Below are 23,184 nucleotides of genomic sequence, written 5' to 3'. Positions count from 1 at the left end.
GGTGAATGATGAGTATTATTCCGCAGCTGCGAGCCCAGCCATGGAGCGGTTTTTCATGAGCTTGAAATTCACGGAATCCATCAAGGCCTGGAACGACGCATCAATGATATTGTCCGAAACTCCAACCGTGCGCCAACGCGCACCGGTCGCATCGCCGGATTCGATCAGCACGCGCGTGATAGCCGCCGTACCGCCATTGAGGATACGCACCTTGAAGTCCACCAGTTCGAGATCTTCGATTTCCGCCTGATAGCGACCGAGATCCTTGCGCAGTGCAATATCGAGTGCGTTGACCGGGCCATGGCCTTCGGCAACGGACATGCGGACTTCGCCATCGACCTCCACCTTGACCACCGCTTCCGACACCGTCTTCAGCATGCCATTGGCATCGAAACGGCGCTCGACGAGGCAGCGGAACGACTCCACCTTGAAGAATTCCGGCTGCGGAGTAAGCATGTTGCGCGCCAAAAGCTCAAAGCTCGCATCGGCGCCCTCATAGGCATAGCCCTCGGCCTCGCGCTCCTTGACCAGCGTGATCAGCGTATCGAGGCGCACGTCGTCCTTGGCAACACGAATGCCGCGACGCTCCAGCTCGGCGATGAAATTCGACTTGCCGCCCTGATCCGAAACCATGACGCGACGGCTGTTGCCGACCGTTTCCGGCGGCACATGTTCGTAGGTCTGCGGTTCCTTGAGCAAGGCCGAGGCGTGAATGCCCGCTTTCGTGGCAAAAGCCGATGTGCCGGTATAAGGCGCCTGCTCGGTCGGTGGACGGTTCAAAATATCATCGAAGGCGCGCGAGATGCGGGTGATCGCCTTCAGCGAGGCTGGCTTGATGCCCAGTTCAAAACGCTCCGACCAGTAGGGCTTGAGCAGCAGCGTCGGGATCAGCGAAACCAGATTGGCATTGCCGCAGCGTTCGCCAATGCCGTTCAGCGTGCCCTGCACGTGTCGCACACCGGCGTCGATAGCGGCCAGCGAAACCGCAACGGCCTGTTCGGTATCATTATGGGCGTGGATGCCGAGGCTCTCGCCGGGCACGACGGACTTCACCGCATTGACGATTTCGGCAATCTCATGTGGCTGCGTGCCGCCATTGGTGTCACACAGGACAACCCAGCGCGCGCCAGCCGTATAAGCCGCCTTGGCGCATTCCAGCGCATAGTCGGGATTTGCCTTGTAGCCGTCGAAGAAGTGCTCGCAATCGACCAGCGCTTCACGACCGGCCATGCGCGCAGCCGTCACCGACGCGGTGATTGATTCCAGATTTTCCTCATTGGTGCAGCCGAGGGCCAGACGCACGTGATAATCCCAGCTTTTGGCCACGAAACAGACGGCATCGGCGGATGCCTGCAGCAGGCTCGACAGGCCCGGGTCGTTCGACGCGGAAACACCGGCGCGCTTTGTCATGCCAAAGGCGGTGAACTTGGACCGCGAGGTCTGACGGCGTTTGAAGAAAGTCGTATCGGTCGGGTTTGCGCCCGGATAACCACCCTCGACATAATCGACGCCCAATTCTTCAAGCAGTGCGACAATCGACTTCTTGTCTTCGACAGAAAAATCAATGCCGGGGGTTTGTTGTCCATCCCGCAAGGTCGTGTCGTAGATGTAGATGCGTTCGCGTGCCATAAGTGCCTGCCTGTCGGTGGGTCTGCTGTTGGTTCAACGTTACCGTTGCGGCCAATTATCTGTGTCATAGTCTGGATGCTGGTAGGAGATCATCGTTCTGACGAATTCGATGCTCTCCGGATCGCGTTCGGTTGCATAGCCGGGAAGATCTGCAAGTCCGCTCACGTAGGGAAGCTGCTTCTCGATCCCCCATTGAACCGTCGGCTCCACTTCCTCCGGCGCGTCGAACGCACCGATGGCAAGCGCGACGCCATCGGGCGCTTCATAAGTCAGCGGGGTTCCGCATTCCGGGCAGAACCCGCGCTGAACATGGTTGGAGGAGCGAAAACGCTTCGGCTCGCCACGTGTCCATTCCAGTTTTGCCTCATCGACGGAAACCAGCGGCGCATAGAAATTGCCGAAGGCCTTCTGGCACATGCGACAATGACAGATGGAAGCCGAACCCAAGGCACCATCGACGCGGAAACGAACCGCGCCGCATTGGCAGCCACCGGTATAAATCGGCTTATTATCGAGCGTCATGCCGTCCTCCCTTATCAACGACCGCTGCTTGAAATATCGTCAGCCTACCACATCCCACGTCGTCATGCGCTCGCCGGTGGCAGGATCCTTGCCGTCCTTGAGCTGCACGCCTTCTGCGAGAAGCCCATCGCGGATGCGATCAGCTTCCGCAAAGTTCTTCTCCTTGATGAAGCGCAGGCGTTCCGCAATACGGGCCTCGATGGCATCCGTATCGACATTCGCCCTGGCAAAGACCGGCACATTCTCAGCCGTCACGAAGTAAGGATCGAGCAGACCCATCAGCGCCATGCCCTCGCCGAGCGTCGCAACATCCTTGTTCTTGAACGCCTTGCGCAACGCGGTAATCGCAACCCAGCTGTTCAGATCGTCGGACAGAGCCTCTGTCACTTCACCGATTGCGGTGAGCTTCTCCGACACAACAAACGTGGCATCACGCAGCAGGCCGTACCAGCGGCGCAATTCGTCGGACGATTCCGCCAGACGTTGTGCCGTCCAGTTGATCGGCTCGCGATAATGGGTTTGCAGCATCGACAGGCGCGCAGCCAGACCAACCCAACGGTCACGGACTGCATTGTCGTCCCACTCACCCAGTTGCGGCAGGCCCTCATTCAGCACGTCGCGAATGGTGATGAAATTGCCGAGCGATTTCGACATTTTCTGCCCTTCGACCTGCAGGAAGCCGTTATGCATCCAGACATTGGCCATTCGCTCGGTGCCGAATGCGCAGCAGGACTGCGCAATTTCGTTCTCGTGGTGCGGGAAGACCAGATCAATGCCGCCGCCGTGAATATCGAAGCGGTTCTTTTCCGGATCATCGCATTTCAGTCCGCCGCCAAACGGCTCCAGAAGCTTGGCCATCGACATGGCCGAGCATTCGATGTGCCAGCCCGGACGGCCAAGTGTCTCGATGCCTGATGGCGACGGCCAGCCCGGCTCACCTTCCTTCGAAGGCTTCCACAGCACAAAATCCATCTCGTCGCGCTTGTAGGAGGCAACGTCGACACGCGCACCCGCCAGCATTTCATCAAGGGATCGGCGCGCCAGCGCGCCATAGCGCGGGCCACCAAATGTCTTGACGCGCTCGTTCATAGCCGAGGGCGAAAACAGCACATGGTCTTCCGCCACATAGGCGACGCCGATAGCAACCAGACGGTCGATCATCGCACGCATTTCGTCCAAATGGTCGGTCGCGCGCGGCTGAAAGCTCGGCGCCAGATTGCCCAGCGCCGTCACATCGGCCTGAAACTGCGCGTTGGTGCTTTCTGTCACACGGCGGATGGCCTCGTTGAAGGCCAGATCCGGATAATCGCGCACGGCGCGCGCATTGATCTTGTCGTCAACGTCGGTGATGTTACGCGCATAGGTGACGTGTTCGGCACCGTAAACCTGGCGCAAAAGCCGGAAAAGAATGTCGAAAACGATGACCGGACGTGCATTGCCGATATGGGCAAAATCATAAACGGTGGGACCGCAGACATACATGCGCACATTGTCGGCATCGATGGGGGAAAAATCCTCCTTCGTGCGGGTCAGCGTATTGTAAAGACGCAATTGCGGCGCATCAGCCATTGTAACCATTCCCCAAAATAACATTCCAGAAAGACGGCGAAATCCAAGTGAATTCAATGCACGACGGATCGCAGCCATCTGGCCGGGGCGTTATCATCCTGTTTTATGGAAGGGAGACGAAAACGGCCGGGCCAGCAGGCTGCTAGCCAATAATGATCGCACAAATACAAATGTTCGTGGTCGGCGTTTTCATGGTTGCACTTATCCCTATCCCGTGAACCACAGTCAAGCGCTTTTGCTTGTTAGCGATTATTTTGCCGGGAGGACGCACAACTCCGCCGAGCGCCATTTTGTGGGCCTTGAGCGCAAACCGGAAGTTTGATCATATCATGATGGTAGTGAGGCTTGGCTTCATACAAGCAACCAGCGGAGCGGACCCTATGAAATGCCTGCGCATCTACGCCTCTGCGGATGGAGAATCGCATTTCGATGAAATCGAATTGCCGACGACGAAAAGGTCGGTTCATCCCGATGCCGTACCATTCGACGTAACAGCCAGCTATCCTGCGTCACGCGTGCGCCTCACCCATATCCCGGCAGGGATGCGACCCGTCGCATGGCATACCGTGCCTGAACCGGTATTGACCGTCAGGCTGGATGGTTCTGTGGAATATGAAACGAGCGACGGAGAAGTCCGCCATGTTTCGGCTGGCAGCTTTGTGCTGGTTGCGGATACGCACGGCAAAGGTCACCTGTCGCGTCACTCCCCCGAAGCGCAAACCGTCGTCTGGATTTCCCTGTCGAACGGTTTCGAACTGCCGCCCGCCTAAGTCACATTCCAAGACATCTGCCAAAATGTTGCATTTCTGCAACCCCGATAATCCTTGACGGGCATTAACCGGAATACCGCAAAACCGGCCCCAAACAGCCTTCATTCGGTCTCAATCCATCACAAAATAGTGAGCATGGATTGCTTAGGCGTAACCGGAGATCGGTTGGTTTTGGAAGCATTCGAAATCGGGCGCTTCGGGGAAAGGAAGTAAAAATGTCTAAGAGTGAACTGCAACCGCGTCAGGACCGTCTGGTCGACAAATATCGTGAAATTGGCCCCGCAGCGCTTGTTGCCGCCTTGATGACGGCCGCAAAGCGCAGCAGCGCAGGTCGCAATGACAATCGTCGTCATTCGATTCTGGCCGCCAAAAAATTCGCCAAGTAAGCGGTATCAACCGGTACAAATCGCGCATGCGGTCAGAACATTGAAAGCTGACCGCCGGAACCATCCTCCGGTTCTGTTTTGCCCTTGCGCTTTTGTGGTGTTTTAAGCGCTTCAACCGTTTCTTCGACGCGCATTTGCAGGTCTGGCGTGGCGTTGCTCACCTTGTTGACCTTGTCCGAGACGGGTATCGCCTCAAAAAAATCCTCCTGCACTGGTCGCATAATGTCGGCCACTTCGCGCGGCAAGTAGCGCTTGCAGTTCAGCCAGCGCGCAAAGTCCTCCGGCTGTACCACCACCGGCATGCGCTCGTGGATCGGACGCAGCAGCGCATTGGCGCTTGTCGTCAATATGCCGCCCGTATCGATCTGCGATCCGTCAGAACTGCTCCAGGTTTCAATCAGTGCGCCAAAGGCCACCACACCGCCATTGCGCGGGCGTATCCAATAGGCTTGCGCCTTGTTCTTCCCCTCGCGACGCCATTCGTAAAAGCCGGAAGCAGGAACCAGCGCGCGTCGATGGTTCAGCGCGGCGCGAAACGAGTTCTTTTCAGCGGCTGTTTCCGAACGGATGTTGAACATCATGGGCCAGTCATTCGGGTCTTTCACCCAGGATGGCACGAAACCCCAGCGCACCAGCGTACCTACCCGGTCCGGGCGGTTACTGCCTATAGGCGGTGTTTCGCCCGCCACTATGGTTAGGATGGGCTGGGTCGGGGCAATATTATAGCGAGGAGGAAAATCCTCCGAGATCATGGCAGCCAGAAAGGTCTCGATTTCTTCCCGGCTTGCCGTCAATGAAAAGCGTCCGCACATGGCGGCCATGTTCAGGTTTTTGTGCGGACGGTCAAGACCGGTTTGCGATTGCCAAATCGCTGCAAGCCGATCATAGCTATTCCATGCCTACGATCCCCGTCATTCCCGTTCCGCTTCATGTTCATGGCGTTTCGCTGATCTGCCGCCGCGAAAGCCGCTTTCTGCTGGTTGAGCGCGGCAAGGAGCCATGGAAAGGCTGGCTGGCGTTTCCAGGCGGGGGCATCGAAGCAGGTGAAACGCCGGAACAGGCTGCTATTCGCGAGCTGAAGGAAGAAACCGCGCTCGATGTCAGCGCCCTCTCCCATGTCATCACCGTGGATCTGGCGCTGGAGGGCAAAGCCTATGAAAAGAGCTATTTTCTCTCCGTCTTTCGCGCGCTGGATATTTCAGGGCGCGAACAACCCGGCGATGACGCTGCGGCGATCCATTGGCTGACGATTGAGGAAATGGTCCATGCCCGTGTCACCGACAGCACGCTCGACGTGGCCCGCTCTGTTGCGGAAAGCGAAGATGGCGTTGGATATTAAACCTATTCGGGATTAATCCTATTTGACAATCTGCCTTGAAGCAGCCCCTATTTCACGCAACAAGTGCATTTCATGTGAGAGGGTTTCCGATTGAAAGGCATGAAACTGTTCCGGTTCGCATTGTTCATGTGGGCAGGCGCAGCCAATCCGGCTTTTGCGCAGGATGCGCCTTATGAGGGCAAGATGTTGCGGCTTGCCGAGGTTCTCGGATCGCTGCACTATCTGCGCAACCTATGCGGAGAAGCAGGCAGCGAGTGGCGCGACCGCATGGATGCGATTATCGCCGCCGAAAAGCCGTCTGAAGGCGAAAGGGTGAGGATCGTTTCGAGCTTCAACCACGGATATCGCGTCTTCAGCGACAATTACACCCGCTGCACCCCTTCCGCACTTGCGGCGATAGACCGCTACATGAAGGAAGGCGAAGGCTTGTCGAACGAGATCATCTCGCGCTATGGAAATTAACCAATCATTCACTCTTGTGCGGATTGCGGACAATAGTCTCGTTCAAATCCGTTATAATCTGTTAACACTGTCTTAAGAAGGCAGGCAGGCCGCAAATGGATTGCGCTCCCGGAACACGGTGAGACATCTGCAAAACGGCAGAAAGGCGAAAGCCAGGATGAAGTCTATGGAACATGCACCGACCGATCTGGACGAGATGATCGCACGCGAGAAGAAACTCGTGGCAATCGAATATCAGAACGAAGCCTGGGCGGACGGTATTTCCGAAGGCATCGAGCCTGAAATTCTCGCAGAAGCCGCGTTCACAACTGCGCTGACGGAACTTATCCGTGAGGCTGGTGACGATTGCGCGCTCGAACTGCTCGAAAAGATGCGCGAACAGATCGAAGCTGGCGCTTTCCTGCCAGCTCGCATCCTGCAATAGCTAAGCCATAACGTCGCCGGTCGCGGGGCAAGAACCGGCCGTTCCCACCAGTCGTCCTCCGACAACACCGATGCATCCTGCAATCTGGAATTCCGTCCGACCGCTCGCGCTCGTCGCGGGCATGATGCTGGCTTCGCTGCCCGCTTTTGCGGCAGCGGACCAACTGGCGCTTGTGGATCGTTCCGAATTCCTGACGCTACCAGCCTATCGCACCACGCCGGATGAGCATCCGGTTTCGTCGCCGATCCCGCTTCCCAACGCGCTGCCGCATCGGGTGCCATCCGCAACGCCGCAAAATCCGTCAACCGTCACACCTGCGCCCGCTTCCAAGCCGATGCCCGAGGTGCTGCGCGATTTCGACAAGCTGCCGCAGCCTGTCCGACAGATGCGCGAGAACATGCTTGCCGCCGCACAATCCGGCGATATTGAGCAATTGCGCCCGCTATTGGGTGAGGCTGACAACAGCACGCAGCTTTCGCTCGAAGACCATGAAGAAGATGTCATCGAGTTTCTGAAATCGCTTGCTGGCGATGTGGAAGGCCGCGAAATTCTCGCCATCATCGCCGACCTGCTCGGCACGGGCTATGTGCATATGAATGCCGGAACCGATGATGAGGTCTATGTCTGGCCCTATTTCTACGCCATGCCGCTCGACAGGCTGACGCCATCGCAGACCGTTGAACTGTTTCAGATTGTCACCGCCAGCGACTTCGAAGACATGAAAAAGGCAGGCGGTTATATTTTCTACAGCATCGGCATTGCACCCGATGGAAGCTGGCGGTTTTTCACCGCCGGTGAATAATCACCCCACTGCCCCACGCGCGTGACTTGGCGGCTGGTCATAGATGCGCTGCCAGGCACGACGAAACTGCCGCGCCGAGGCGAAGCCTGATCGTTCGGCCACATTCTCAATATCAAGACCCGAATTGAGCAATATCTCACGTGCCAGACCGATTTTCAGCCGGTTGACATAATCGGTCACGCTCATGCCCGCATGTTCATTGAACAAGCGCGAGAGATTGCGCGGACTTGCCCCGCTGACATCGGCCAGCTTTTCGACAGGCCACGCTCCAGCGGGGTCTGCCGCAATGGCATCCTGCGCACGATGCACGACGGGGTTCATATGATTGCGCCCTTCCAGCCAGGGCGAAAGCTGCGGATCACCGCCGCTGCGCCGGAGGTAAACAACCAGATAGCGCGCCACCGACAAGGCCACCGCGTGGCTGGTTAAATCGGCCACGATTTGCAGCATAAGGTCGATCCCGGCGGTAATGCCCGCACTGGTCAGCCGTTCGCCGTCTTCGACGAAAAGCCGGTTTTGCAGCACTTTTGCGGTGGGAGCCGACTTTTCCAGTTCTGCAATTGCCAGATGATGCGTCGTGCACACATAGCCGTCGAGCAGCCCCGCACGCGCCGCCAGCAAGGCGCCGGAGCAGATCGTGACCAGCCGAACACCGGGGCAAACGACGCGCTTCAACCAGTTGATAATTTCATGCTCGAAGACGGCGTCTTCATCCCGGCTGGCAATCGGCCCGCCAAGCGGCATATCCGTGGAACCGGACACAATCACCAGCGAACCCTGCGGCACCGCGTCCGGCAGCGGCTCAACGCCCGTCACCGCCAGACCGATGGAACTGTGAACCGTGCCACGCGGCCCGACATAGTGCACCGCAAACTCGACCTTATCCTGATCGAGATTCGCCTTGCGCAACACTTCCAGCGGCCCCGCCACGTCGAGCAAAAGCAGACGTGGCGGAACGATGACATAGACGGGAATGATTTGCTTGCCGTCTGTCGATTGGGTCATGCAGCCTTCCGTTCTTGCTGGCCAGACAGCGCTTCTTCCACCGTGGCGATACGGGCGAAGCGATTGGCCAGCACGAGTTCCGTGCGCGCCCGAACCTCAGTGGCGCTCCATTCGCGACCCGTCGCGTCGGTCATCGGGAAGGTCAGGGTTGCCTCACCGACGAAATCAACTTTATAGCCCAAATCCGAAGCCTGACGAGTGGTGGTTTCGCAGCACTGTTCCGTGCGAATGCCGGAAACGATCACCCGGCGAATACCGTTTGCCACGAGCCAGACATCGAGACCGGTGCCGACCAGCGCGCTATGGCGGCGCTTGCGAAATACGGCGTCTGGCGTAAAGGACAGCGGTGCGAGCGTGCGGACATAGCCTGACGCCTCAGCGAAGTTGCCGCTATCTTCCGTGTGAAAAATCTGAACAACCGGAATACCTGCCTGCTTTGCGCCATCAATCAGCTTTTGCTGACGCTCGACATAGGCGGCCACATCGGCCTCGCGATAGTAAGGCTGGTGCCGGAATGATTCCTGCGCATCGACGACAAGCAGAACGGTATCTTGAGCGGACATTTTTGTTCTCCTACAGTGTAAATATAGGAGAGAATTTACGCCTTACAAAGCGGATCGAAAGATAGATGCCGGACAAAGATGGGACAGATCACGCCATTCACAGGAACGGCGTGAAAAACCATTATCCGCGCGGCAGAGCTTCGATGAATTCGACCGGCTCACCCTGATGCGGGTTCACGATTTCGGCGTCCCACATCACCTTGATACCGCGAACGATCGTCCCGACCGGCCAGCCGGTGACAGTCTTGCCGTGATAAGGCGTCCAGCCAGCCTTCGAGCCAGCCTGTTCGTGGGTGATGGTTTCGCGGCGCTTCATGTCGACAATCGTCAGATCGGCATCGTAGCCGACAGCGATGCGGCCCTTGCGTGACATGCCGAAAATACGGTTCGGGCCGTGGCTCGACAGATCGACGAAGCGTTCCAGCGACAGTTTGCCTGCATTCACATGGTCGAGCATGATCGGCACCAGTGTCTGCACGCCAGTCATGCCGGATGGCGAAGCCGGGTAAGGCTTCTGCTTTTCTTCCAGCGTATGCGGCGCGTGATCGGAGCCGAGCACATCGACAATACCCTGATCGATACCCTTCCAGACACCGTCGCGGTGGCGCTTGTCGCGCACTGGCGGGTTCATCTGGATGAGATTGCCCAGCGTCTTGTAGTCATCGGCAGAAAGCGTCAGGTGATGCGGCGTTGCTTCGCAGGTCGCAACGTCCTTGTGCGCCTGCAGAAAGTCGATTTCCTCAGCCGTAGAGATGTGCAGCACATGAATGCGCGCGCCGGTTTCGTGTGCAATGCGCACCAGTCGTTCCGTGCATTGCAGCGCGGCACCTTCATCGCGCCAGACCGGATGGCTGGACGGATCGCCCTGCACGCGCAAGCCTTCACGCTGCTTGAGACGGAATTCGTCTTCCGAATGGAAGGCAGCGCGGCGGCGCGTGTTCTTCAGGATGGAGCGTACGCCGTCATCGTCTTCAACTAGCAGATCACCAGTCGAGGAGCCCATGAACACCTTGATGCCTGCGGCGCCCGGAAGGCGCTCCAGTTCGCCAACGTCTTTGGCATTGTCCCGCGTGCCGCCGACCCAGAAGGCGAAATCGCAATGCATACGATGACGACCGCGACGAATTTTGTCTTCCAGCGTTTCGACAGTCGTCGTCAGCGGCTTGGTGTTTGGCATTTCGAAAACGGACGTCACGCCGCCCAGTACAGCAGCACGGGAACCTGTTTCCAGATCTTCCTTATGCTCAAGGCCCGGTTCGCGGAAATGGACCTGGCTGTCTACGACGCCCGGCAGGATGTGCAGGCCGGTGCAGTCAATCACTTCGCCTGCCGAAGCCTGCCCCAGCGAGCCGATAGCAGCGATGCGCCCGTTGCGGATACCGATATCGCGCTGCCCGGTGCCGTCATGATTGACGATGGTTGCGCCTTTCAGAATCGTGTCGAACGTCTCGGCCATTATGGTCTCCTAGCATTGGGATGGGACTTGCGAGCCTTTCCAATGGGGATTACGTAACGAAGGCGCGAAACGCAAGGAAGAAGCGATGACAACGGCAGCCGAAACGATCAATCTTTCCAACAGAGCACTGGTGCACATCACTGGCGAAGACGCGGAAAAGTTTTTGCAGGCGGTGATCACGACAAATCTCGACAAGCTCGGCCCTGACGAAGCCAAGCCGGGTGCGCTGCTGACGCCACAGGGAAAAATCCTGTTCGATTTCCTTGTTTCGCGTATCGAAAACGGCCTGCGCTTCGACATGCCCGCGAGCATTGCAGCTGATTTCTGCAAACGCATCACGCTTTACCGGCTGCGCGCCAAAGCGGAAATTACACAATTGCCGGAATCACTTGTCAGCGTTTCCTGGCAAACTGATTCCACTCCTTCACAAGATGATTCAACAAAGCGCGATTCCCGCTTTCCAGCAGAGCTGAACGTGCTGCGCACCTATGGGCAGGCCGGCGGAAATGCCGACGCATCAGCTTGGACAAAACTGCGCGCCGAATATGGCATCGCGGAAGGCGAAGCCGATTTTGCCTATAGCGATGTGTTTCCGCACGACGTCAATTTCGACCAGATCGGCGGCGTCACCTTCCCGAAGGGTTGCTTCATCGGGCAGGAAGTCGTCTCCCGCATGCAGCATCGCGGCACGCCGCGACGCCGTGTTCTGGTCGCCAGGGCGGAAGGCAATCTGCCGCCGCTCGGCACGCCCATTACAGCGGACGGACGCGAAGTCGGCAATCTCGGCAGTTCTGCGAACGGCATCGGTATCGCGCTCGTGCGCATAGACCGCGTCAAGGATGCCATGGATGCAGGCACACCCCTTCTTGCTGGTGAAATGCCGCTTGAGCTGAGCCTCCCGCCACATGTCCGGTTTGGCTTCCCGGAAGCCGACGCAGGCAAAGCCTGATGGCGGCTGCGGATAAATCATCCGGCAAAGCGCGCGCCTGGCAAAGGATGTTGTCGGGACGCAGGCTGGACCTGCTCGACCCCTCGCCGCTTGATGTGGAGATTGAGGACATCGCGCATGGCCTTGCCCGCGTGGCGCGCTGGAATGGGCAGACCATCGGCGAGCATGCTTTCTCCGTTGCGCAGCATTCGCTGCTGGTGGAAGAGATTTTCAACCGCCTTCAGCCGGATGCTAGCGCCGAATGGCAAATCCTGACGTTGCTGCATGACGCGCCTGAATATGTGATCGGCGACATGATATCGCCGTTTAAAGCTGTGATGGGCGGCAATTACAAGCTGATCGAAACACGCCTGCAAACCGCCATTCACCACCGCTTTTCCCTGCCGACGACATTGTCCGCAAAGCTCAAACCGCTGGTAAAACGCGCCGATCAGATCGCCGCCTATTTTGAAGCCACGCGGCTGGCCGGTTTCAGCGAAGGCGAGGCCGTCAAATATTTTGGCCGTCCGCGCGATTTCGATCCCGCCGAACTCGACCTGACCCCGCGCCCGACCCAAAATGTACAGAGTGACTTTCTGGCGCGCTTTGCTTTGCTGGAAGAAAAACGCAAGAGCGGCTCATGACGCTGATCGTCGTCAGCCCCCTCTCCCAGTTGGCTGCACAGCTGGAGCGGCACAGGCCAAGCCATGTGGTGACACTGACCAGTGGCGAAGTTCCGGCCTTGCCTGAAGGCTTCACTGCGCAGCGTCTGGTGCTGACATTCAACGACATCGTCGAGCCGCGCGAAGGCATGGTTGCGCCCGATGCAGGCCATGTGCAAGCCTTGCTCGATTTCGTGCAAGCCTGGCAGAAGGACGCGCCGCTGCTCATCCATTGCTATGCGGGCATTTCCCGTTCAACCGCTGCCGCTTATATCGCGGCCATGGCGCTCAATCCGCAAAGCGACGAGACGGCACTGGCACGCGAGTTGCGGAAACAGTCGCCTTCCGCCACACCGAACATACGCCTGATAGAGATTGCAGATGAAATTCTGGGCCGTAATGGCCGAATGGGCGCTGCGATCAAACTGATCGGTCGCGGTGCGGAAGCGTTCGAAGGCGAAGTTTTCAGCCTGCCTGTCCGCGTTTGAGCGCGTTCAAAAAACCGCCACGAGAATCGGGAGGCGTCTGCGCGCGCGGTTCCCAGACATGGCGCAGGAAGAAATAGCCCGTCATCTTGAACGCATGGTCGATGTCTTCATAAGACGACGCTCGCACAGCCGTGTCATTGACAAAAGCAGGCAAGGCCAGAAGCTTGTCCGCCCAAGGCGCGCCCGCTTCGCGGCAGACCGCCCGCCCGGATTTCGGCGAGACATAGATCAACTCTTCACGACGGCCTGTCGCGGCACATTCCTTGAGATCGAGACCGAAGCCCAGTTCTTCCAGCATCATGACTTCGAACCGCAGCAGCAATTCGCCGGATGCAAGTGGATCGTCAAAATGTTCGATGATAAGCCGCAGCGTTTCATAAAGGCCGCGATGCGCATCGCGTTCCGGCAATAGCCGCAAATGCGAGGCCGCAAGCTGGATACCGTAAAGCGCGACCGGGGTTTCGATAAGCCGCGCTGCGGCAAAGCCCAGCGGCTCAATGGTGAAACTGCCCATATGCTCGTCCAGCCGCGCCCACCAGCCGATATCGACATGGTTGCCGGGCTGGAGCAGCGGTTGCATGCGGCGGGATCGCCCGCCGCGCACCATACCCAGATGTCGGCCATGTTCACGGGTCATCACTTCGACAATGGCGCTGGTTTCACCATGACGACGTGTGCCGAGAATTATGCCTTCATCATGCCATTCCATAGACGTCAGTTTTGACTGCTAGGTGGGAAAATCAAGTCCCATTTCGCGATAGCGCTCGGGATCGTTGCCCCAGTTTTCGCGCACTTTCACGAACAGGAACAGGTGAACCGTCTGCTCGAGAATCTCCGAGATTTCCTTGCGCGCCGACTGGCCGATGGACTTCACGGTCTCGCCCTTGTGGCCGAGAACGATCTTCTTCTGGCTTTCGCGCTCGACATAGATGACCTGTTCGATGCGAACCGATCCGTCCTTGCGTTCTTCCCAGCGTTCCGTTTCCACGGTCGATGCATAGGGGAGTTCTTCATGCAGACGCAGATAGAGCTTCTCGCGGGTGATTTCGGCTGCGAGCTGGCGCATCGGCATGTCGGAAATCTGGTCTTCCGGATAATACCACGGACCATTCGGCACGTTTTCAGCCAGATATTTCGCCAGATCCTTGCAGCCAGAACCGTTGAGCGCCGAGATCATGAATGTCTGGTCGAAGGTCACGAGTTCATTGGCCTTCTGGGCCAGCGTGAGCAGGACCGGCGGGTCGACGCGGTCAACCTTGTTCAGCACCAGCACCTTTTTCTGGCGCACATTCTTCATGCTTTCCAGAAGCGCTTCCGCGTTCTCATTGAGACCGCCCTGCGCATCCAGCAGAACCAGAATGATATCCGCATCCTTCGCGCCGCCCCAGGCCGTGGTGACCATGGCGCGGTCGAGTCTGCGCTTAGGGCGGAAAATACCGGGGGTGTCGACCAGCACGATCTGCGCCGGACCCTCGATGAAAATGCCGCGCACGAGCGCGCGCGTCGTCTGCACCTTGTGCGTGACAATCGATACTTTCGTGCCCACAAGCTGGTTGACCAGTGTGGATTTCCCCGCATTTGGCGCGCCGATCAACGCAACGAAGCCCGAGCGGGTTTGCCCGGTTTCCGTTTCGCTTTCTGTCGGTGTCGTCCGATTATTCATTGTCCATCCTTCCAGACGATATTTTGATAGAGCGTGGTCCCCTTGACACGCTCCCTTTGTGCAACAGCGTCGTCATCACAACGAAATCTGTCGCAATCGATCGATTATAACCGATCTCGATTGAAAAAACGTGAGTTCTTGCGTCATATAGTTTCGTCGCGCTTCCACACGCTTTCGCGGTAGAGCATGGCTTCTGCAGCGCTTTGTTCGGCGATGCGCTTTGAGCGTCCTTCGCCATTTTCCGGCGCGAAACCCTGCACCTGAACTTCGACCACAAAGAGCGGGTCATGGTCCGGGCCGCTGCGGCTCAAAACGGAATAGGACGGATGCACATTGCCCTGCTGATGCGCCCATTCCTGCAGCTCTGTCTTGGCATCGCGGCGTCCTGCGCCCGTTTCAAGCGACCTTTTCTTCCAGTAACGCTTGATGAAAGAGCGTGCTGCTTCAAGGCCGCCGTCGAGATAGATGGTGGCGATCAGCGCTTCCACGACATCGGCCCGCACATTCATGAGGCGCTTGTCGTTCAGCGATTTGATATCGGAGCCGGTGTGAATGAAATTGGCGAGACCGATTTCGTCGGCAATTGCCGCACAGGTTTCGGCATTGACCAGTGCATTGAGGCGCACCGACAATTCGCCTTCAGAAGCCTCGGGAAATGCTTCGAACAGCATTTCTGCGACAGCGAGACCCAGCACGCGGTCACCGAGAAACTCCAGTCGCTCATAATTCGCCCGCGAAGGGGCCTGCACACTTGAATGCGTGAGCGCACGTTCCAGCCGTTTCAAATTCATAAAACGGTGTCCGGTGCGCTCCTCAAGAATTGTTGCTGCCTGGCCTGCGGATACCATCTCAGTTTCCGGTGACGGCGGTGTGCGGCGCAGCATTCACAGAAGTGAACAAGCGGCTGAAACGCACATCGGTCGGCCATTTCCAGATTTCCAGCGGGCTGGCTTTGTCCGCAATGGAGAAGAAGATGATATTGGCGCGACCAACAAGATTTTCGAACGGCACATAACCAACACCGAAACGGCTATCGAGCGAGTTGTCGCGATTGTCGCCCATCATGAAGTAATGACCGGCTGGCACCTCGAAGACGCGCGTATCGTCACCGATGGAGTTCGGTGCGAGGTCGAGCGTGTCATAAGTCACACCTTCCGGCAGCGTTTCGCGATAAACCTCGACCGGACGGTTCACTTCGGTCACATCGGGATTGTCGATGGTGCCGACCCGGTCGCGCTTAACTGCCTGGTCGTTGATGTAAAGTACGCCACCGCGCATCTGCACACGGTCACCCGGCAGGCCGATCACGCGCTTGATGTAATCAACAGACGTGTCGCTCGGCAGTTTGAAAACCACCACGTCGCCGCGCTTCGGTTCCGCGCTCCAGATACGGCCCGAAAACAGGTCGAGACCGAAGGGCAGCGAAAAGCGCGAATAGCCATAGGCATATTTCGACACGAACAGATAATCGCCTTCCAGAAGCGTCGGGCGCATGGAGCCCGAAGGAATGCTGAATGGCTGGAAAAGAATGGTGCGAATGACCAGCGCCAGCAGCAGCGCCTGCACGATAACGCTGATGGTTTCGCCTAGGCCGCCGGACTTTTTGGTTTCACTCTTGCTGGACACGCTCATTGTCTCTCCGCTTGCGATAACGCGATCTAATAACCGCTAAGATTGCGTGAGGCAATCCGCGCACTGCTTTCTCGCACGATTATGAGCAGGAGTTTACCTGTCACAACCCCAACAACTTCCGTCAGGACCGCCAAAACCGCTCAAGCCTGCTCTGGCAGCGCCTCGATGATCACGAAAGCCTGCGCGAGAGGAAAATCATCGGTAATTGTCAGATGTATGGCAGCGCGGGTTCCCGGCGGCAGAAGTCTCTGCAACTGTTTGGCTGCCCCATCCGTCAGATGCATGGTGGGCTTGCCGGACGGCGCATTGACCACGCCCATGTCGCGCCAGAACACGCCGCGCGCAATGCCGGTGCCGAGCGCCTTGGCACAGGCTTCCTTGGCGGCAAAGCGCTTGGCATAGGACGCCGCACGCTGCTGGCGTCCGTCCGATTTCTTCTGCTCGATCTCGGTGAAGACCCGATTGCGGAAACGGTCACCATGCCGCTCTAGAGCTTTTTCGATACGCCGGATATCGATGAGGTCGCTGCCAATGCCGACGATCATATTTGCTGAAGCCCCCGTTCGCTATGCAGCTTGTGTTTTTCAGCCAGTCGTTCCAGACGGCGACGGCGAAACACGGACACGGCATAACGCGTCACAAAATAGACCAGCACCGCGCAGGCAGCACCCAGAATGGTCGAACCGAACAGCATCGGTTTGAGGAGCGGCGTCCAGATCTCATCGAAATGCATCGTTTCGAGAGCACGGCCAAGATGCACCGGAGGGGCCGAGTCGACGCTGCCATTCATGATGAAGCGGCCGAGTTCGAAGGTGCTTCCCCAGATGAAAGGCAAAGTGAGCGGGTTGGCCAGCGTGGTGCCGATGGCGGCAGCCGCAATATTGCCTGCCAGAAAATAGGCCAGCACAATCGCGATGATCAGATGAAAGCCGAAAAACGGCGTAAATGCCGAGAAGACACCAACCGCCAGCCCCGCAGCCACCGCATGCGGCGACGCGGTAATACGCAGAATCCTCTTACCCCCGTATTTGAAAGAACGGGAAAAAGAACGGCGCGGCCAGACCATAAGTCTCAGGCGCTCCCGTCGGGTCAGTGGATGTCGGCGTTGGAATAACATGGGCCCTTAATACTGCTCTCCTCGAGCGGAAACAATTGCTATTATTAGATCATCCTACCGATCATGCGTCGCGGTATTCCGTTGGCGCGAGGTCTGGTCTTGGCTGATAATGACGAGGCGATACGCCCAGCATGCGGCGAAACATTGTCGTAAAGGCTGAAACGCTGTCGTATCCGAGATCGAGCGCCACACTTGTCACTGCTTCCCCTTCCGAAAGCCGGGGAACGGCAGCGAAGAGGCAGGCCTGCTGCCGCCATACCGAAAGGCTCACCCCCGTCTCGCGCTGGAAATGCCGGGTGAATGAGCGCCTGCTCATGGCGAGCTTGTCCGCCCAATCATCGATGGTGACGCGCGAGGATGGATTCTTCACGAAGTCGCGACAGAGCTTCTGCAGACGCGGATCGTCGGGAATAGGCAACCCCAGAGATCTTTGCGGCAGGGTGTGCAGATCGCGCAGGATCAGCTCGATAACCAGCGCATCCCGGCTTCCCGCCTCCGGTATACTGTCGACTGTCGTCGCATCGATGATGAGGCAACGCATCAGATCGGTCAGCCCCACCACATGCAGATGGTCGGGCACGCCCGACACGGCATCGGTGCTGATATAGATCGAGCGCATATAGACATCGCCCACGATCTCGACCGAATGCTCGATACCGGCAGGTATCCACATTGCGTGATCGCCCGGGATCATCCAGCGCCCGGCGTCCGTTGTGACCAGAACCACGCCTTGAGAAGCGCACAAAAGCTGCGCGCGCGAATGGCTATGGCGGGGTACGAAATAGCCGTCTGGATATTTCGTCGGAAGCGCCACCACCGGCCCGGTCATGGTCTCCAGCATCGCCACACGGTCTTCGTGAAAGCGTTGCAGTTCTTCGCTCTCGGGCAAGAAAAGACGTGATGGCGATGGCGGTTTCATCTCAAACTCATTCTCAAACGGCTCAGCTTGGCCCACTCTCGAAAGTAATGGACCAAATCACGAAAGCGGGCGACGCGCAATACGCTTATGAGGAGAGAACTGGAGAGTACGCTCGACGAAATCTCCATTTCAAAACATCCACGCGCTATCTTTTCTTCCCGATAACCGAGAAGATCGGAGCAGCAGACCGGGAATTATTCGGAGTAGCATTATGAGCATGAGTGCTGCGCAGCAGCCGTCCAACAGCGGTGCGGACAATACGGTCCTCACCATCATATTGGCCACAAGCATGGGCCATTTCCTGAACGACATGATGCAGTCGCTCCTTCCGGCCATCTATCCGATGCTGAAGGAGAATTACAGCCTGTCGTTCTGGCAGATTGGTCTTCTTACCTTCACCTTCCAGATGACGGCATCCATCTTGCAGCCGCTTGTCGGCATTTATACCGACCGCAAGCCGATGCCCTATTCACTGTCTTTCGGCATGGGCTGCACCCTTGTCGGCCTCATATTGCTGGCCACGGCGCATCACTATTCGGTGCTGCTGATGGGTGCTGCCTGCGTCGGCTTCGGCTCGTCTGTCTTCCACCCGGAAGCATCGCGTGTTGCGCGACTGGCATCGGGCGGCAAGCATGGCTTCGCACAATCGCTGTTTCAGGTCGGCGGCAATTTCGGCTCGTCCATCGGACCGCTGCTTGCAGCTTTTGTCGTACTGCCCTTCGGCCAGATCAGCGTTTCATGGTTCTCGGTCGCCGCTTTGGCGGGCATGTTGCTGCTCTGGTATGTCGGCAACTGGTACAATCGCTACCGGCTGGCCAATGCCCGCAGGGCGCAGCCTGACAGGACGCTGCCGCTGCCGCGCAACCGGGTGATCGCCACCGTGGCTGTGCTCGCGCTGCTGATCTTCACCAAATACATCTACATGGCGAGCCTGACGAGCTACTACACCTTCTACACGATCCACCATTTCGGCGTGTCGGTGCAGACCTCGCAGATCCTGCTGTTCCTCTTCCTCGGCGCTGTCGCTGCGGGAACGATCTTCGGCGGCCCGATCGGTGATCGCATCGGAACGCGCAAGGTGATCTGGGTTTCCATCCTCGGCGTCCTGCCTTTCACTCTGGCTTTGCCCTATGCAAATCTTGAGATGACGGCTGTGCTGACGGTGATCATCGGCTTCATCCTGGCCTCGGCCTTCCCTGCCATCGTGGTCTTTGCGCAGGAATTGCTTCCGGGACGTGTGGGTATGGTGTCCGGCCTGTTCTTCGGCTTTGCCTTCGGCATGGCTGGCATTGCAGCCGCAGTTCTCGGCATCGTCGCCGACCGCAAGGGCATCGAGTTCGTCTACACGATCTGCTCGTATCTGCCATTGCTTGGTCTTTTGACGGTCTTCCTGCCAAAGCTGGAAAAGAACCGCAAAGCAAAAGCTTGAATCTGAAAAGGTTCCCCCGAAAAGGGGGAGCGCCGCACGTCCCCCAACGGCGGCGCTCCCATGCCACTGACCTTCTTGACGGCCCGGTACAGCGGCATTTTCAGAGCGGCTCTAATGGAACCGCTCGATCAGGCTATTTGTTTTTGCGCATTTCCTACGCATCGAAGCGGGATAAGAAATCAGTCCAGTGAACTGATTTCCCCGCGTAGACGCTACGCGCTTTTGCTGGAAATGCTCTAGGCGCAGGATCACACGGCAAAGCTAAAGCCCTGCACCGTTTCCCTGCGGAATTCATCAAAGGCCGCGGCCACAAGGCGGATCAACGGCTTGCCATCTTCGGTAGCGCGGATGACGCTGCCCTTCACTTCGACCAGACCATCGGCCACCAGCGGCCGCAGCAAGGCGAGTTCATCGGAGAACTCCATGCCCGGCGCTACTTCATCCAGATCAACCTGAAAATTGCACATCAGATCGGTGATGATAGCCGAGCGCAGACGGTCGCTTTCGCGCATCGTATAGCCGCGCATCGTGGCTAGTTCGCCCGCATCGACCTTCCTGCGATATTGCCCGATATCCGGAATATTCTGTGCGTAACCACCCGGAAATTGCGAGATGGATGATGGCCCCAGACCAATCAGGGTCTGGCTTCTATCCGTGGTGTAGCCCTGAAAGTTGCGGTGCAGCAGGCCCTTGCGGGCAGCGATTGCCAGCGCATCATCCGGTAAAGCATAGTGATCGATACCCACCGGCTCGTAGCCAAGAGCCGAAAAACATTCGGCGACCACCCGCGACTGCGCAAAGCGCTCTTCCGCATCGGGCAGAAGGCTGACATCGATCAGGCGCTGATTGGCGCGGCGCTGCGGCAGATGCGCATAACCATAGCAGGCAACACGGTCCGGACGGAGCGAGGCAACGGTTTCGCAGGTGCGGCGCAGGCTATCCACCGTCTGCATCGGCAGTCCGTAGATGAGGTCGAAGTTGATCTTTTCGATGCCTTCGCCTCGCAGAAGCCATGTGGCTTCCGACACGGTTTCCATTATCTGCACACGGCCAATGGCCTTCTGCACGCGAACATCCACATCCTGAATGCCCAGGCTGGCGCGGTTGACGCCCATGAAAGCCAGCGTCCTGACGAGGTCCGGCGTGACCGTGCGCGGATCAAGTTCGATGGCATGTTCCATCGCTGGCGAGAACTCGAACACCGAACGCAGAGCCGTGATGATTTCAATAAACTGGGAGGAATTCAGGATGGACGGCGTTCCCCCGCCCCAATGCAGATGGGTGATGCGCGGACGACCGGTCAGCACATGCCCCACCGTCTCGATTTCATTCAAAAGCGAATGATAGAAACTTTCGACGACATCGTCGCGAATGGCTACCTTGGCATGGCAGCCGCAATAATAGCAAAGCTGCTTGCAGTAAGGTACGTGGATATAGACCGAGATGCCCTCACCCGGGCCAATCTGGCGCAACCAGCGATGCGTGGTTTCCGGTTCAAAGGGGACGAAATCGGCAGCCGTCGGAAAGGACGTGTAACGCGGAACGGCAAGTGCTGCGTAACGCTTTATCGTTTCTTCATGCATGGCGCATCCACCTCGCGCGGCGCGCGGACTGGCGAAGCTCTGCCAGAGCGAATGGAGAAGCTGATGCCGGAACCCGAGTTGCAGCCTGCGGCACTGGACGGCATGAGGCGGCAAGGCACCCCGCATGAATGACAGCCAATGTTGCAGTGACCAGACACAAGAGCACCCGTCTTTCTCCCCATTCACCGCGCGGCCGTCCCTTTGTAGCCGCATCAATCTTTACGGTAAAAATTACAGGGCAAAGCGGCACCCCGCATTGATTTGAATCAACGGGTGACGATGAATGAGCAGAGGATTGGGAGTGAGCTTAAAACGCGTCCAGATCCATGCCCGCAACGGCTGCGAGCGAACGGCGCGACATGATTTCGACCGTGTTGGCGTCAATGAGCTGGATCAGCCCCTGGCTCTTGAGCTTGGTGAAGCTGCGGCTCACTGTTTCAATGGTGAGACCGAGATAATCCGCAATATCAGTGCGGTTCATCGACAAATGCACGGGATTAGCGCGTTCTCCGCGCTTTTCAGCACGCGCCGAGAGGACCAGCAGGAAGCTCGCAAGCTTCTCCACCGGCGCGAGACGACCAAGAACGAGCTGGTTGTCGCGCGCTGTGCGCAGCGCAGCGCGGGTCATCTGGTGCAGTCTTTCCTTGAGCTTCGGAAAGCGCTCCATCAGATTTTCCATTTCCTTTGTGGAAAAGGCGCACAAAACTGAAGGCACGACAGCTTCCGCCGACTGCGAATAGACATCGTCATCGGCGAGACCGAGATAATCGCCGGGAAACAGGAAGCCCGCAATCTGGCGGCGTCCGTCCGGCAGAGAGGTATAGATGCGCAACATGCCGGAGGTCAGGCTGTAGACCCGCGCCTTCGGCTCCCCCTCCTCCACGAGCATCTCGTTCGCATCCAGCTTTTTGGACGTCATGATCGCTTCCAGCGCGCCGAGATCACCGTCGTCGAGCGCAGCACAAACCGCCATACGACGCACATCGCAGTCGACACAGATGCCGCACGGCGCGCGAAATGGTGATTTCGGATCGAAAACTACAGACGTTACAGCCACGATGGATTTTCCTGTCGACGGAAACTGAACGAATTCTCTCGTTAACGGCGGAGAGTACGTAAACCTAAGGTCATTCGTAAAGTGAAATTTCGCCGCAGAGCTGTAATAGCTCTGCGGGATCAACTTTTACATTATATCCCGCCAGAAAGTCTTTTAAAATACGCGGTTGCTAACGCATATCCTGACGAAAATAGGCAATCAAATATTGCGGCTGCCCGGCTTGATAGCCGGAATAGCAGCCAGTTCCGGCGGCAGATTGTCAGCCGGATAAGCAGGCACTTCATATTCCGCAAGCGCGATCAGCCTGGTGCCGACATCAGCCTTGCCAGCCGACCGGTCAACGATGCAGGCCGCAGCAACCACTTCGATGCCGAGTTCCTTCATGCATTCGATGGTTTCGCGGATCGACAGGCCCGTCGTCACGATATCTTCCACGATCACAACGCGCGAGCCCTTGGGGACATCGAAGCGGCGCAGGCGGAAGACGCCGTTTTCGCGCTCGACCCAGACCGAAGGTACACCCAGATGACGCGACGTTTCATAAGACGGGATCAGACCACCGATAGCGGGACCGACGACATAGTCGATGGGGCCGAGATTTGCCGCCTTGATCTTCTCAGCCAGCGCCTTGCAGAGCTTTTCCGTCTTGTCGGCATGCATGAACACGCGCGCCTTTTGCAGAAAAATAGGGCTGCGAAGGCCGGAAGTGAGAATGAAATGGCCTTCGAGGATCGCTCCCGCTTCGCGGAAGACGGCAAGCACGCCTTCGGTGTTCATCT

The 23,184-nt window shown here is 57.8% G+C and carries 26 protein-coding genes and 1 pseudogene; 10 read left to right on the top strand and 17 right to left on the bottom strand.

Annotation, left to right across the window (positions count from 1 at the left end; all coding sequences use genetic code 11):
• Window positions 1–15: 15 nt before the first annotated feature.
• From cimA to cysS, 3 genes are read right to left on the bottom strand one after another with little or no spacing between them, the layout of a single operon-like run.
• Window positions 16–1,629 carry a citramalate synthase gene (cimA, locus tag QBD01_RS05015; RefSeq protein ID WP_280991833.1) on the bottom strand — a complete coding sequence of 538 codons (1,614 nt, stop codon included), beginning with the start codon at window positions 1,627–1,629 and terminating at the stop codon, window positions 16–18.
• 39 nt (window positions 1,630–1,668) lie between these two features.
• Window positions 1,669–2,151 (bottom strand): GFA family protein, encoded by a 483-nt coding sequence (locus QBD01_RS05010; RefSeq protein ID WP_280991832.1) that lies wholly within the window; start codon window positions 2,149–2,151, stop codon window positions 1,669–1,671.
• A gap of 39 nt (window positions 2,152–2,190) precedes the next feature.
• On the bottom strand, window positions 2,191–3,720 hold the full coding sequence (gene cysS, locus QBD01_RS05005) for a cysteine--tRNA ligase (protein ID WP_280991831.1): 1,530 nt from the start codon (window positions 3,718–3,720) through the stop codon (window positions 2,191–2,193).
• Between the two features lie 380 nt (window positions 3,721–4,100).
• Here cysS and QBD01_RS05000 point away from each other — a divergent pair, with 380 nt between their 5' ends.
• Both QBD01_RS05000 and QBD01_RS04995 read left to right on the top strand, forming a co-directional pair.
• On the top strand, window positions 4,101–4,490 hold the full coding sequence (locus QBD01_RS05000; RefSeq protein WP_280991830.1) for a hypothetical protein: 390 nt from the start codon (window positions 4,101–4,103) through the stop codon (window positions 4,488–4,490).
• A 215-nt stretch (window positions 4,491–4,705) separates the two neighbouring features.
• The gene (locus tag QBD01_RS04995) at window positions 4,706–4,876 is read left to right on the top strand and encodes a hydrolase (protein ID WP_113533980.1); all 171 of its coding nucleotides are present in this window, start codon (window positions 4,706–4,708) and stop codon (window positions 4,874–4,876) included.
• A gap of 32 nt (window positions 4,877–4,908) precedes the next feature.
• Here QBD01_RS04995 and QBD01_RS04990 read toward each other — a convergent pair whose 3' ends face one another.
• Complete coding sequence (locus QBD01_RS04990) at window positions 4,909–5,688, bottom strand: SOS response-associated peptidase (protein ID WP_280992114.1); 780 nt, start codon at window positions 5,686–5,688, stop codon at window positions 4,909–4,911.
• A gap of 83 nt (window positions 5,689–5,771) precedes the next feature.
• Between QBD01_RS04990 and QBD01_RS04985 the strand changes: the two genes are divergently transcribed.
• The 4 genes from QBD01_RS04985 to QBD01_RS04970 all read left to right on the top strand — a co-directional run bounded on the left by QBD01_RS04985 (window position 5,772) and on the right by QBD01_RS04970 (window position 7,903).
• A complete protein-coding gene (locus QBD01_RS04985; protein ID WP_280991829.1) occupies window positions 5,772–6,215 on the top strand; it encodes an NUDIX domain-containing protein in 444 nt (147 codons plus the stop codon).
• A 99-nt stretch (window positions 6,216–6,314) separates the two neighbouring features.
• A complete protein-coding gene (locus tag QBD01_RS04980; RefSeq protein ID WP_318282849.1) occupies window positions 6,315–6,677 on the top strand; it encodes a TIGR02301 family protein in 363 nt (120 codons plus the stop codon).
• A gap of 166 nt (window positions 6,678–6,843) precedes the next feature.
• Entirely contained in the window at window positions 6,844–7,101 is a 258-nt protein-coding gene (locus QBD01_RS04975) for a hypothetical protein (protein WP_171058775.1), read from the top strand.
• 7 nt (window positions 7,102–7,108) lie between these two features.
• A complete protein-coding gene (locus tag QBD01_RS04970) occupies window positions 7,109–7,903 on the top strand; it encodes a hypothetical protein (RefSeq protein ID WP_392391322.1) in 795 nt (264 codons plus the stop codon).
• Here the strand turns inward: QBD01_RS04970 and QBD01_RS04965 are convergent, their stop codons facing one another.
• The 3 genes from QBD01_RS04965 to QBD01_RS04955 form a co-directional block, all read right to left on the bottom strand.
• Entirely contained in the window at window positions 7,904–8,908 is a 1,005-nt protein-coding gene (locus tag QBD01_RS04965) for a helix-turn-helix domain-containing protein (protein ID WP_280991827.1), read from the bottom strand.
• A complete protein-coding gene (locus tag QBD01_RS04960; RefSeq protein WP_280991826.1) occupies window positions 8,905–9,471 on the bottom strand; it encodes an isochorismatase family protein in 567 nt (188 codons plus the stop codon). The genes QBD01_RS04965 and QBD01_RS04960 overlap by 4 nt, the downstream gene beginning before the upstream one ends.
• Before the next feature lie 121 nt (window positions 9,472–9,592).
• Window positions 9,593–10,927 carry a dihydroorotase gene (locus QBD01_RS04955; protein WP_280991825.1) on the bottom strand — a complete coding sequence of 445 codons (1,335 nt, stop codon included), beginning with the start codon at window positions 10,925–10,927 and terminating at the stop codon, window positions 9,593–9,595.
• A gap of 19 nt (window positions 10,928–10,946) precedes the next feature.
• Here QBD01_RS04955 and QBD01_RS04950 point away from each other — a divergent pair.
• The 3 genes and pseudogenes from QBD01_RS04950 to QBD01_RS04940 all read left to right on the top strand — a co-directional run.
• A pseudogene (locus tag QBD01_RS04950) lies at window positions 10,947–11,876 on the top strand (YgfZ/GcvT domain-containing protein); the annotation flags it as partial.
• A complete protein-coding gene (locus QBD01_RS04945; RefSeq protein ID WP_280991823.1) occupies window positions 11,876–12,499 on the top strand; it encodes an HD family hydrolase in 624 nt (207 codons plus the stop codon). The pseudogene QBD01_RS04950 and the gene QBD01_RS04945, both read left to right, overlap by 1 nt.
• Window positions 12,496–13,005 carry a protein-tyrosine phosphatase family protein gene (locus tag QBD01_RS04940; protein WP_280991822.1) on the top strand — a complete coding sequence of 170 codons (510 nt, stop codon included), beginning with the start codon at window positions 12,496–12,498 and terminating at the stop codon, window positions 13,003–13,005. Before QBD01_RS04945 ends, QBD01_RS04940 begins: the two co-directional genes overlap by 4 nt.
• On the opposite strand, the gene recO is transcribed toward QBD01_RS04940, so the two are convergent.
• The 7 genes from recO to QBD01_RS04905 form a co-directional block, all read right to left on the bottom strand.
• Complete coding sequence (gene recO, locus QBD01_RS04935) at window positions 12,983–13,714, bottom strand: DNA repair protein RecO (protein ID WP_078340715.1); 732 nt, start codon at window positions 13,712–13,714, stop codon at window positions 12,983–12,985. The genes QBD01_RS04940 and recO overlap by 23 nt on opposite strands.
• Before the next feature lie 18 nt (window positions 13,715–13,732).
• Complete coding sequence (gene era / locus QBD01_RS04930) at window positions 13,733–14,668, bottom strand: GTPase Era (protein WP_182520122.1); 936 nt, start codon at window positions 14,666–14,668, stop codon at window positions 13,733–13,735.
• A 143-nt stretch (window positions 14,669–14,811) separates the two neighbouring features.
• Complete coding sequence (gene rnc / locus QBD01_RS04925; RefSeq protein ID WP_280991821.1) at window positions 14,812–15,516, bottom strand: ribonuclease III; 705 nt, start codon at window positions 15,514–15,516, stop codon at window positions 14,812–14,814.
• 1 nt (window position 15,517) lies between these two features.
• Window positions 15,518–16,300 carry a signal peptidase I gene (lepB, locus tag QBD01_RS04920; protein ID WP_280991820.1) on the bottom strand — a complete coding sequence of 261 codons (783 nt, stop codon included), beginning with the start codon at window positions 16,298–16,300 and terminating at the stop codon, window positions 15,518–15,520.
• Window positions 16,301–16,440: 140 nt separating this feature from the next.
• Complete coding sequence (gene acpS, locus QBD01_RS04915) at window positions 16,441–16,845, bottom strand: holo-ACP synthase (protein ID WP_280991819.1); 405 nt, start codon at window positions 16,843–16,845, stop codon at window positions 16,441–16,443.
• Window positions 16,842–17,417 carry a type IV secretion system effector BspA gene (gene bspA / locus QBD01_RS04910; RefSeq protein ID WP_280991818.1) on the bottom strand — a complete coding sequence of 192 codons (576 nt, stop codon included), beginning with the start codon at window positions 17,415–17,417 and terminating at the stop codon, window positions 16,842–16,844. The genes acpS and bspA overlap by 4 nt, the downstream gene beginning before the upstream one ends.
• A 61-nt stretch (window positions 17,418–17,478) precedes the next feature.
• Window positions 17,479–18,306: a helix-turn-helix domain-containing protein gene (locus QBD01_RS04905; RefSeq protein WP_182520463.1), complete on the bottom strand. Its 828-nt coding sequence runs from the start codon at window positions 18,304–18,306 to the stop codon at window positions 17,479–17,481.
• A gap of 241 nt (window positions 18,307–18,547) precedes the next feature.
• Between QBD01_RS04905 and QBD01_RS04900 the strand changes: the two genes are divergently transcribed.
• The gene (locus tag QBD01_RS04900; RefSeq protein WP_182520118.1) at window positions 18,548–19,765 is read left to right on the top strand and encodes an MFS transporter; all 1,218 of its coding nucleotides are present in this window, start codon (window positions 18,548–18,550) and stop codon (window positions 19,763–19,765) included.
• A 248-nt stretch (window positions 19,766–20,013) separates the two neighbouring features.
• Here the strand turns inward: QBD01_RS04900 and hemN are convergent, their stop codons facing one another.
• The 3 genes from hemN to pyrE form a co-directional block, all read right to left on the bottom strand.
• A complete protein-coding gene (gene hemN, locus QBD01_RS04895) occupies window positions 20,014–21,348 on the bottom strand; it encodes an oxygen-independent coproporphyrinogen III oxidase (protein WP_280991817.1) in 1,335 nt (444 codons plus the stop codon).
• Between the two features lie 307 nt (window positions 21,349–21,655).
• Complete coding sequence (locus QBD01_RS04890; RefSeq protein WP_280992113.1) at window positions 21,656–22,321, bottom strand: cyclic nucleotide-binding domain-containing protein; 666 nt, start codon at window positions 22,319–22,321, stop codon at window positions 21,656–21,658.
• Between the two features lie 282 nt (window positions 22,322–22,603).
• Window positions 22,604–23,182 carry an orotate phosphoribosyltransferase gene (gene pyrE, locus QBD01_RS04885; RefSeq protein ID WP_280991816.1) on the bottom strand — a complete coding sequence of 193 codons (579 nt, stop codon included), beginning with the start codon at window positions 23,180–23,182 and terminating at the stop codon, window positions 22,604–22,606.
• Between the last annotated feature and the right edge of the window lie 2 nt (window positions 23,183–23,184).

It is taken from the genome of Ochrobactrum sp. 19YEA23, from assembly GCF_029909865.1.
GTDB lineage: Bacteria > Pseudomonadota > Alphaproteobacteria > Rhizobiales > Rhizobiaceae > Brucella > Brucella gambitense.
Note: the sequence above shows the minus strand (reverse complement) of the source record. Positions and strands in the feature narration are given on the sequence as shown.

What these genes read in the sequence shown, in the direction of transcription:
- cimA (WP_280991833.1), bottom strand. Translation starts at nt 1,629, where the DNA reads ATGGCACGCGAACGCATCTACATCTACGACACGACCTTGCGGGATGGA.
- QBD01_RS05010 (WP_280991832.1), bottom strand. Translation starts at nt 2,151, where the DNA reads ATGACGCTCGATAATAAGCCGATTTATACCGGTGGCTGCCAATGCGGC.
- cysS (WP_280991831.1), bottom strand. Translation starts at nt 3,720, where the DNA reads ATGGCTGATGCGCCGCAATTGCGTCTTTACAATACGCTGACCCGCACG.
- QBD01_RS05000 (WP_280991830.1), top strand. Translation starts at nt 4,101, where the DNA reads ATGAAATGCCTGCGCATCTACGCCTCTGCGGATGGAGAATCGCATTTC.
- QBD01_RS04995 (WP_113533980.1), top strand. Translation starts at nt 4,706, where the DNA reads ATGTCTAAGAGTGAACTGCAACCGCGTCAGGACCGTCTGGTCGACAAA.
- QBD01_RS04990 (WP_280992114.1), bottom strand. Translation starts at nt 5,688, where the DNA reads ATGTGCGGACGCTTTTCATTGACGGCAAGCCGGGAAGAAATCGAGACC.
- QBD01_RS04985 (WP_280991829.1), top strand. Translation starts at nt 5,772, where the DNA reads ATGCCTACGATCCCCGTCATTCCCGTTCCGCTTCATGTTCATGGCGTT.
- QBD01_RS04980 (WP_318282849.1), top strand. Translation starts at nt 6,315, where the DNA reads ATGAAACTGTTCCGGTTCGCATTGTTCATGTGGGCAGGCGCAGCCAAT.
- QBD01_RS04975 (WP_171058775.1), top strand. Translation starts at nt 6,844, where the DNA reads ATGGAACATGCACCGACCGATCTGGACGAGATGATCGCACGCGAGAAG.
- QBD01_RS04965 (WP_280991827.1), bottom strand. Translation starts at nt 8,908, where the DNA reads ATGACCCAATCGACAGACGGCAAGCAAATCATTCCCGTCTATGTCATC.
- QBD01_RS04960 (WP_280991826.1), bottom strand. Translation starts at nt 9,471, where the DNA reads ATGTCCGCTCAAGATACCGTTCTGCTTGTCGTCGATGCGCAGGAATCA.
- QBD01_RS04955 (WP_280991825.1), bottom strand. Translation starts at nt 10,927, where the DNA reads ATGGCCGAGACGTTCGACACGATTCTGAAAGGCGCAACCATCGTCAAT.
- QBD01_RS04945 (WP_280991823.1), top strand. Translation starts at nt 11,876, where the DNA reads ATGGCGGCTGCGGATAAATCATCCGGCAAAGCGCGCGCCTGGCAAAGG.
- QBD01_RS04940 (WP_280991822.1), top strand. Translation starts at nt 12,496, where the DNA reads ATGACGCTGATCGTCGTCAGCCCCCTCTCCCAGTTGGCTGCACAGCTG.
- recO (WP_078340715.1), bottom strand. Translation starts at nt 13,714, where the DNA reads ATGGAATGGCATGATGAAGGCATAATTCTCGGCACACGTCGTCATGGT.
- era (WP_182520122.1), bottom strand. Translation starts at nt 14,668, where the DNA reads ATGAATAATCGGACGACACCGACAGAAAGCGAAACGGAAACCGGGCAA.
- rnc (WP_280991821.1), bottom strand. Translation starts at nt 15,516, where the DNA reads ATGGTATCCGCAGGCCAGGCAGCAACAATTCTTGAGGAGCGCACCGGA.
- lepB (WP_280991820.1), bottom strand. Translation starts at nt 16,300, where the DNA reads ATGAGCGTGTCCAGCAAGAGTGAAACCAAAAAGTCCGGCGGCCTAGGC.
- acpS (WP_280991819.1), bottom strand. Translation starts at nt 16,845, where the DNA reads ATGATCGTCGGCATTGGCAGCGACCTCATCGATATCCGGCGTATCGAA.
- bspA (WP_280991818.1), bottom strand. Translation starts at nt 17,417, where the DNA reads ATGTTATTCCAACGCCGACATCCACTGACCCGACGGGAGCGCCTGAGA.
- QBD01_RS04900 (WP_182520118.1), top strand. Translation starts at nt 18,548, where the DNA reads ATGAGCATGAGTGCTGCGCAGCAGCCGTCCAACAGCGGTGCGGACAAT.
- hemN (WP_280991817.1), bottom strand. Translation starts at nt 21,348, where the DNA reads ATGCATGAAGAAACGATAAAGCGTTACGCAGCACTTGCCGTTCCGCGT.
- QBD01_RS04890 (WP_280992113.1), bottom strand. Translation starts at nt 22,321, where the DNA reads ATGGCGGTTTGTGCTGCGCTCGACGACGGTGATCTCGGCGCGCTGGAA.
- pyrE (WP_280991816.1), bottom strand. Translation starts at nt 23,182, where the DNA reads ATGAACACCGAAGGCGTGCTTGCCGTCTTCCGCGAAGCGGGAGCGATC.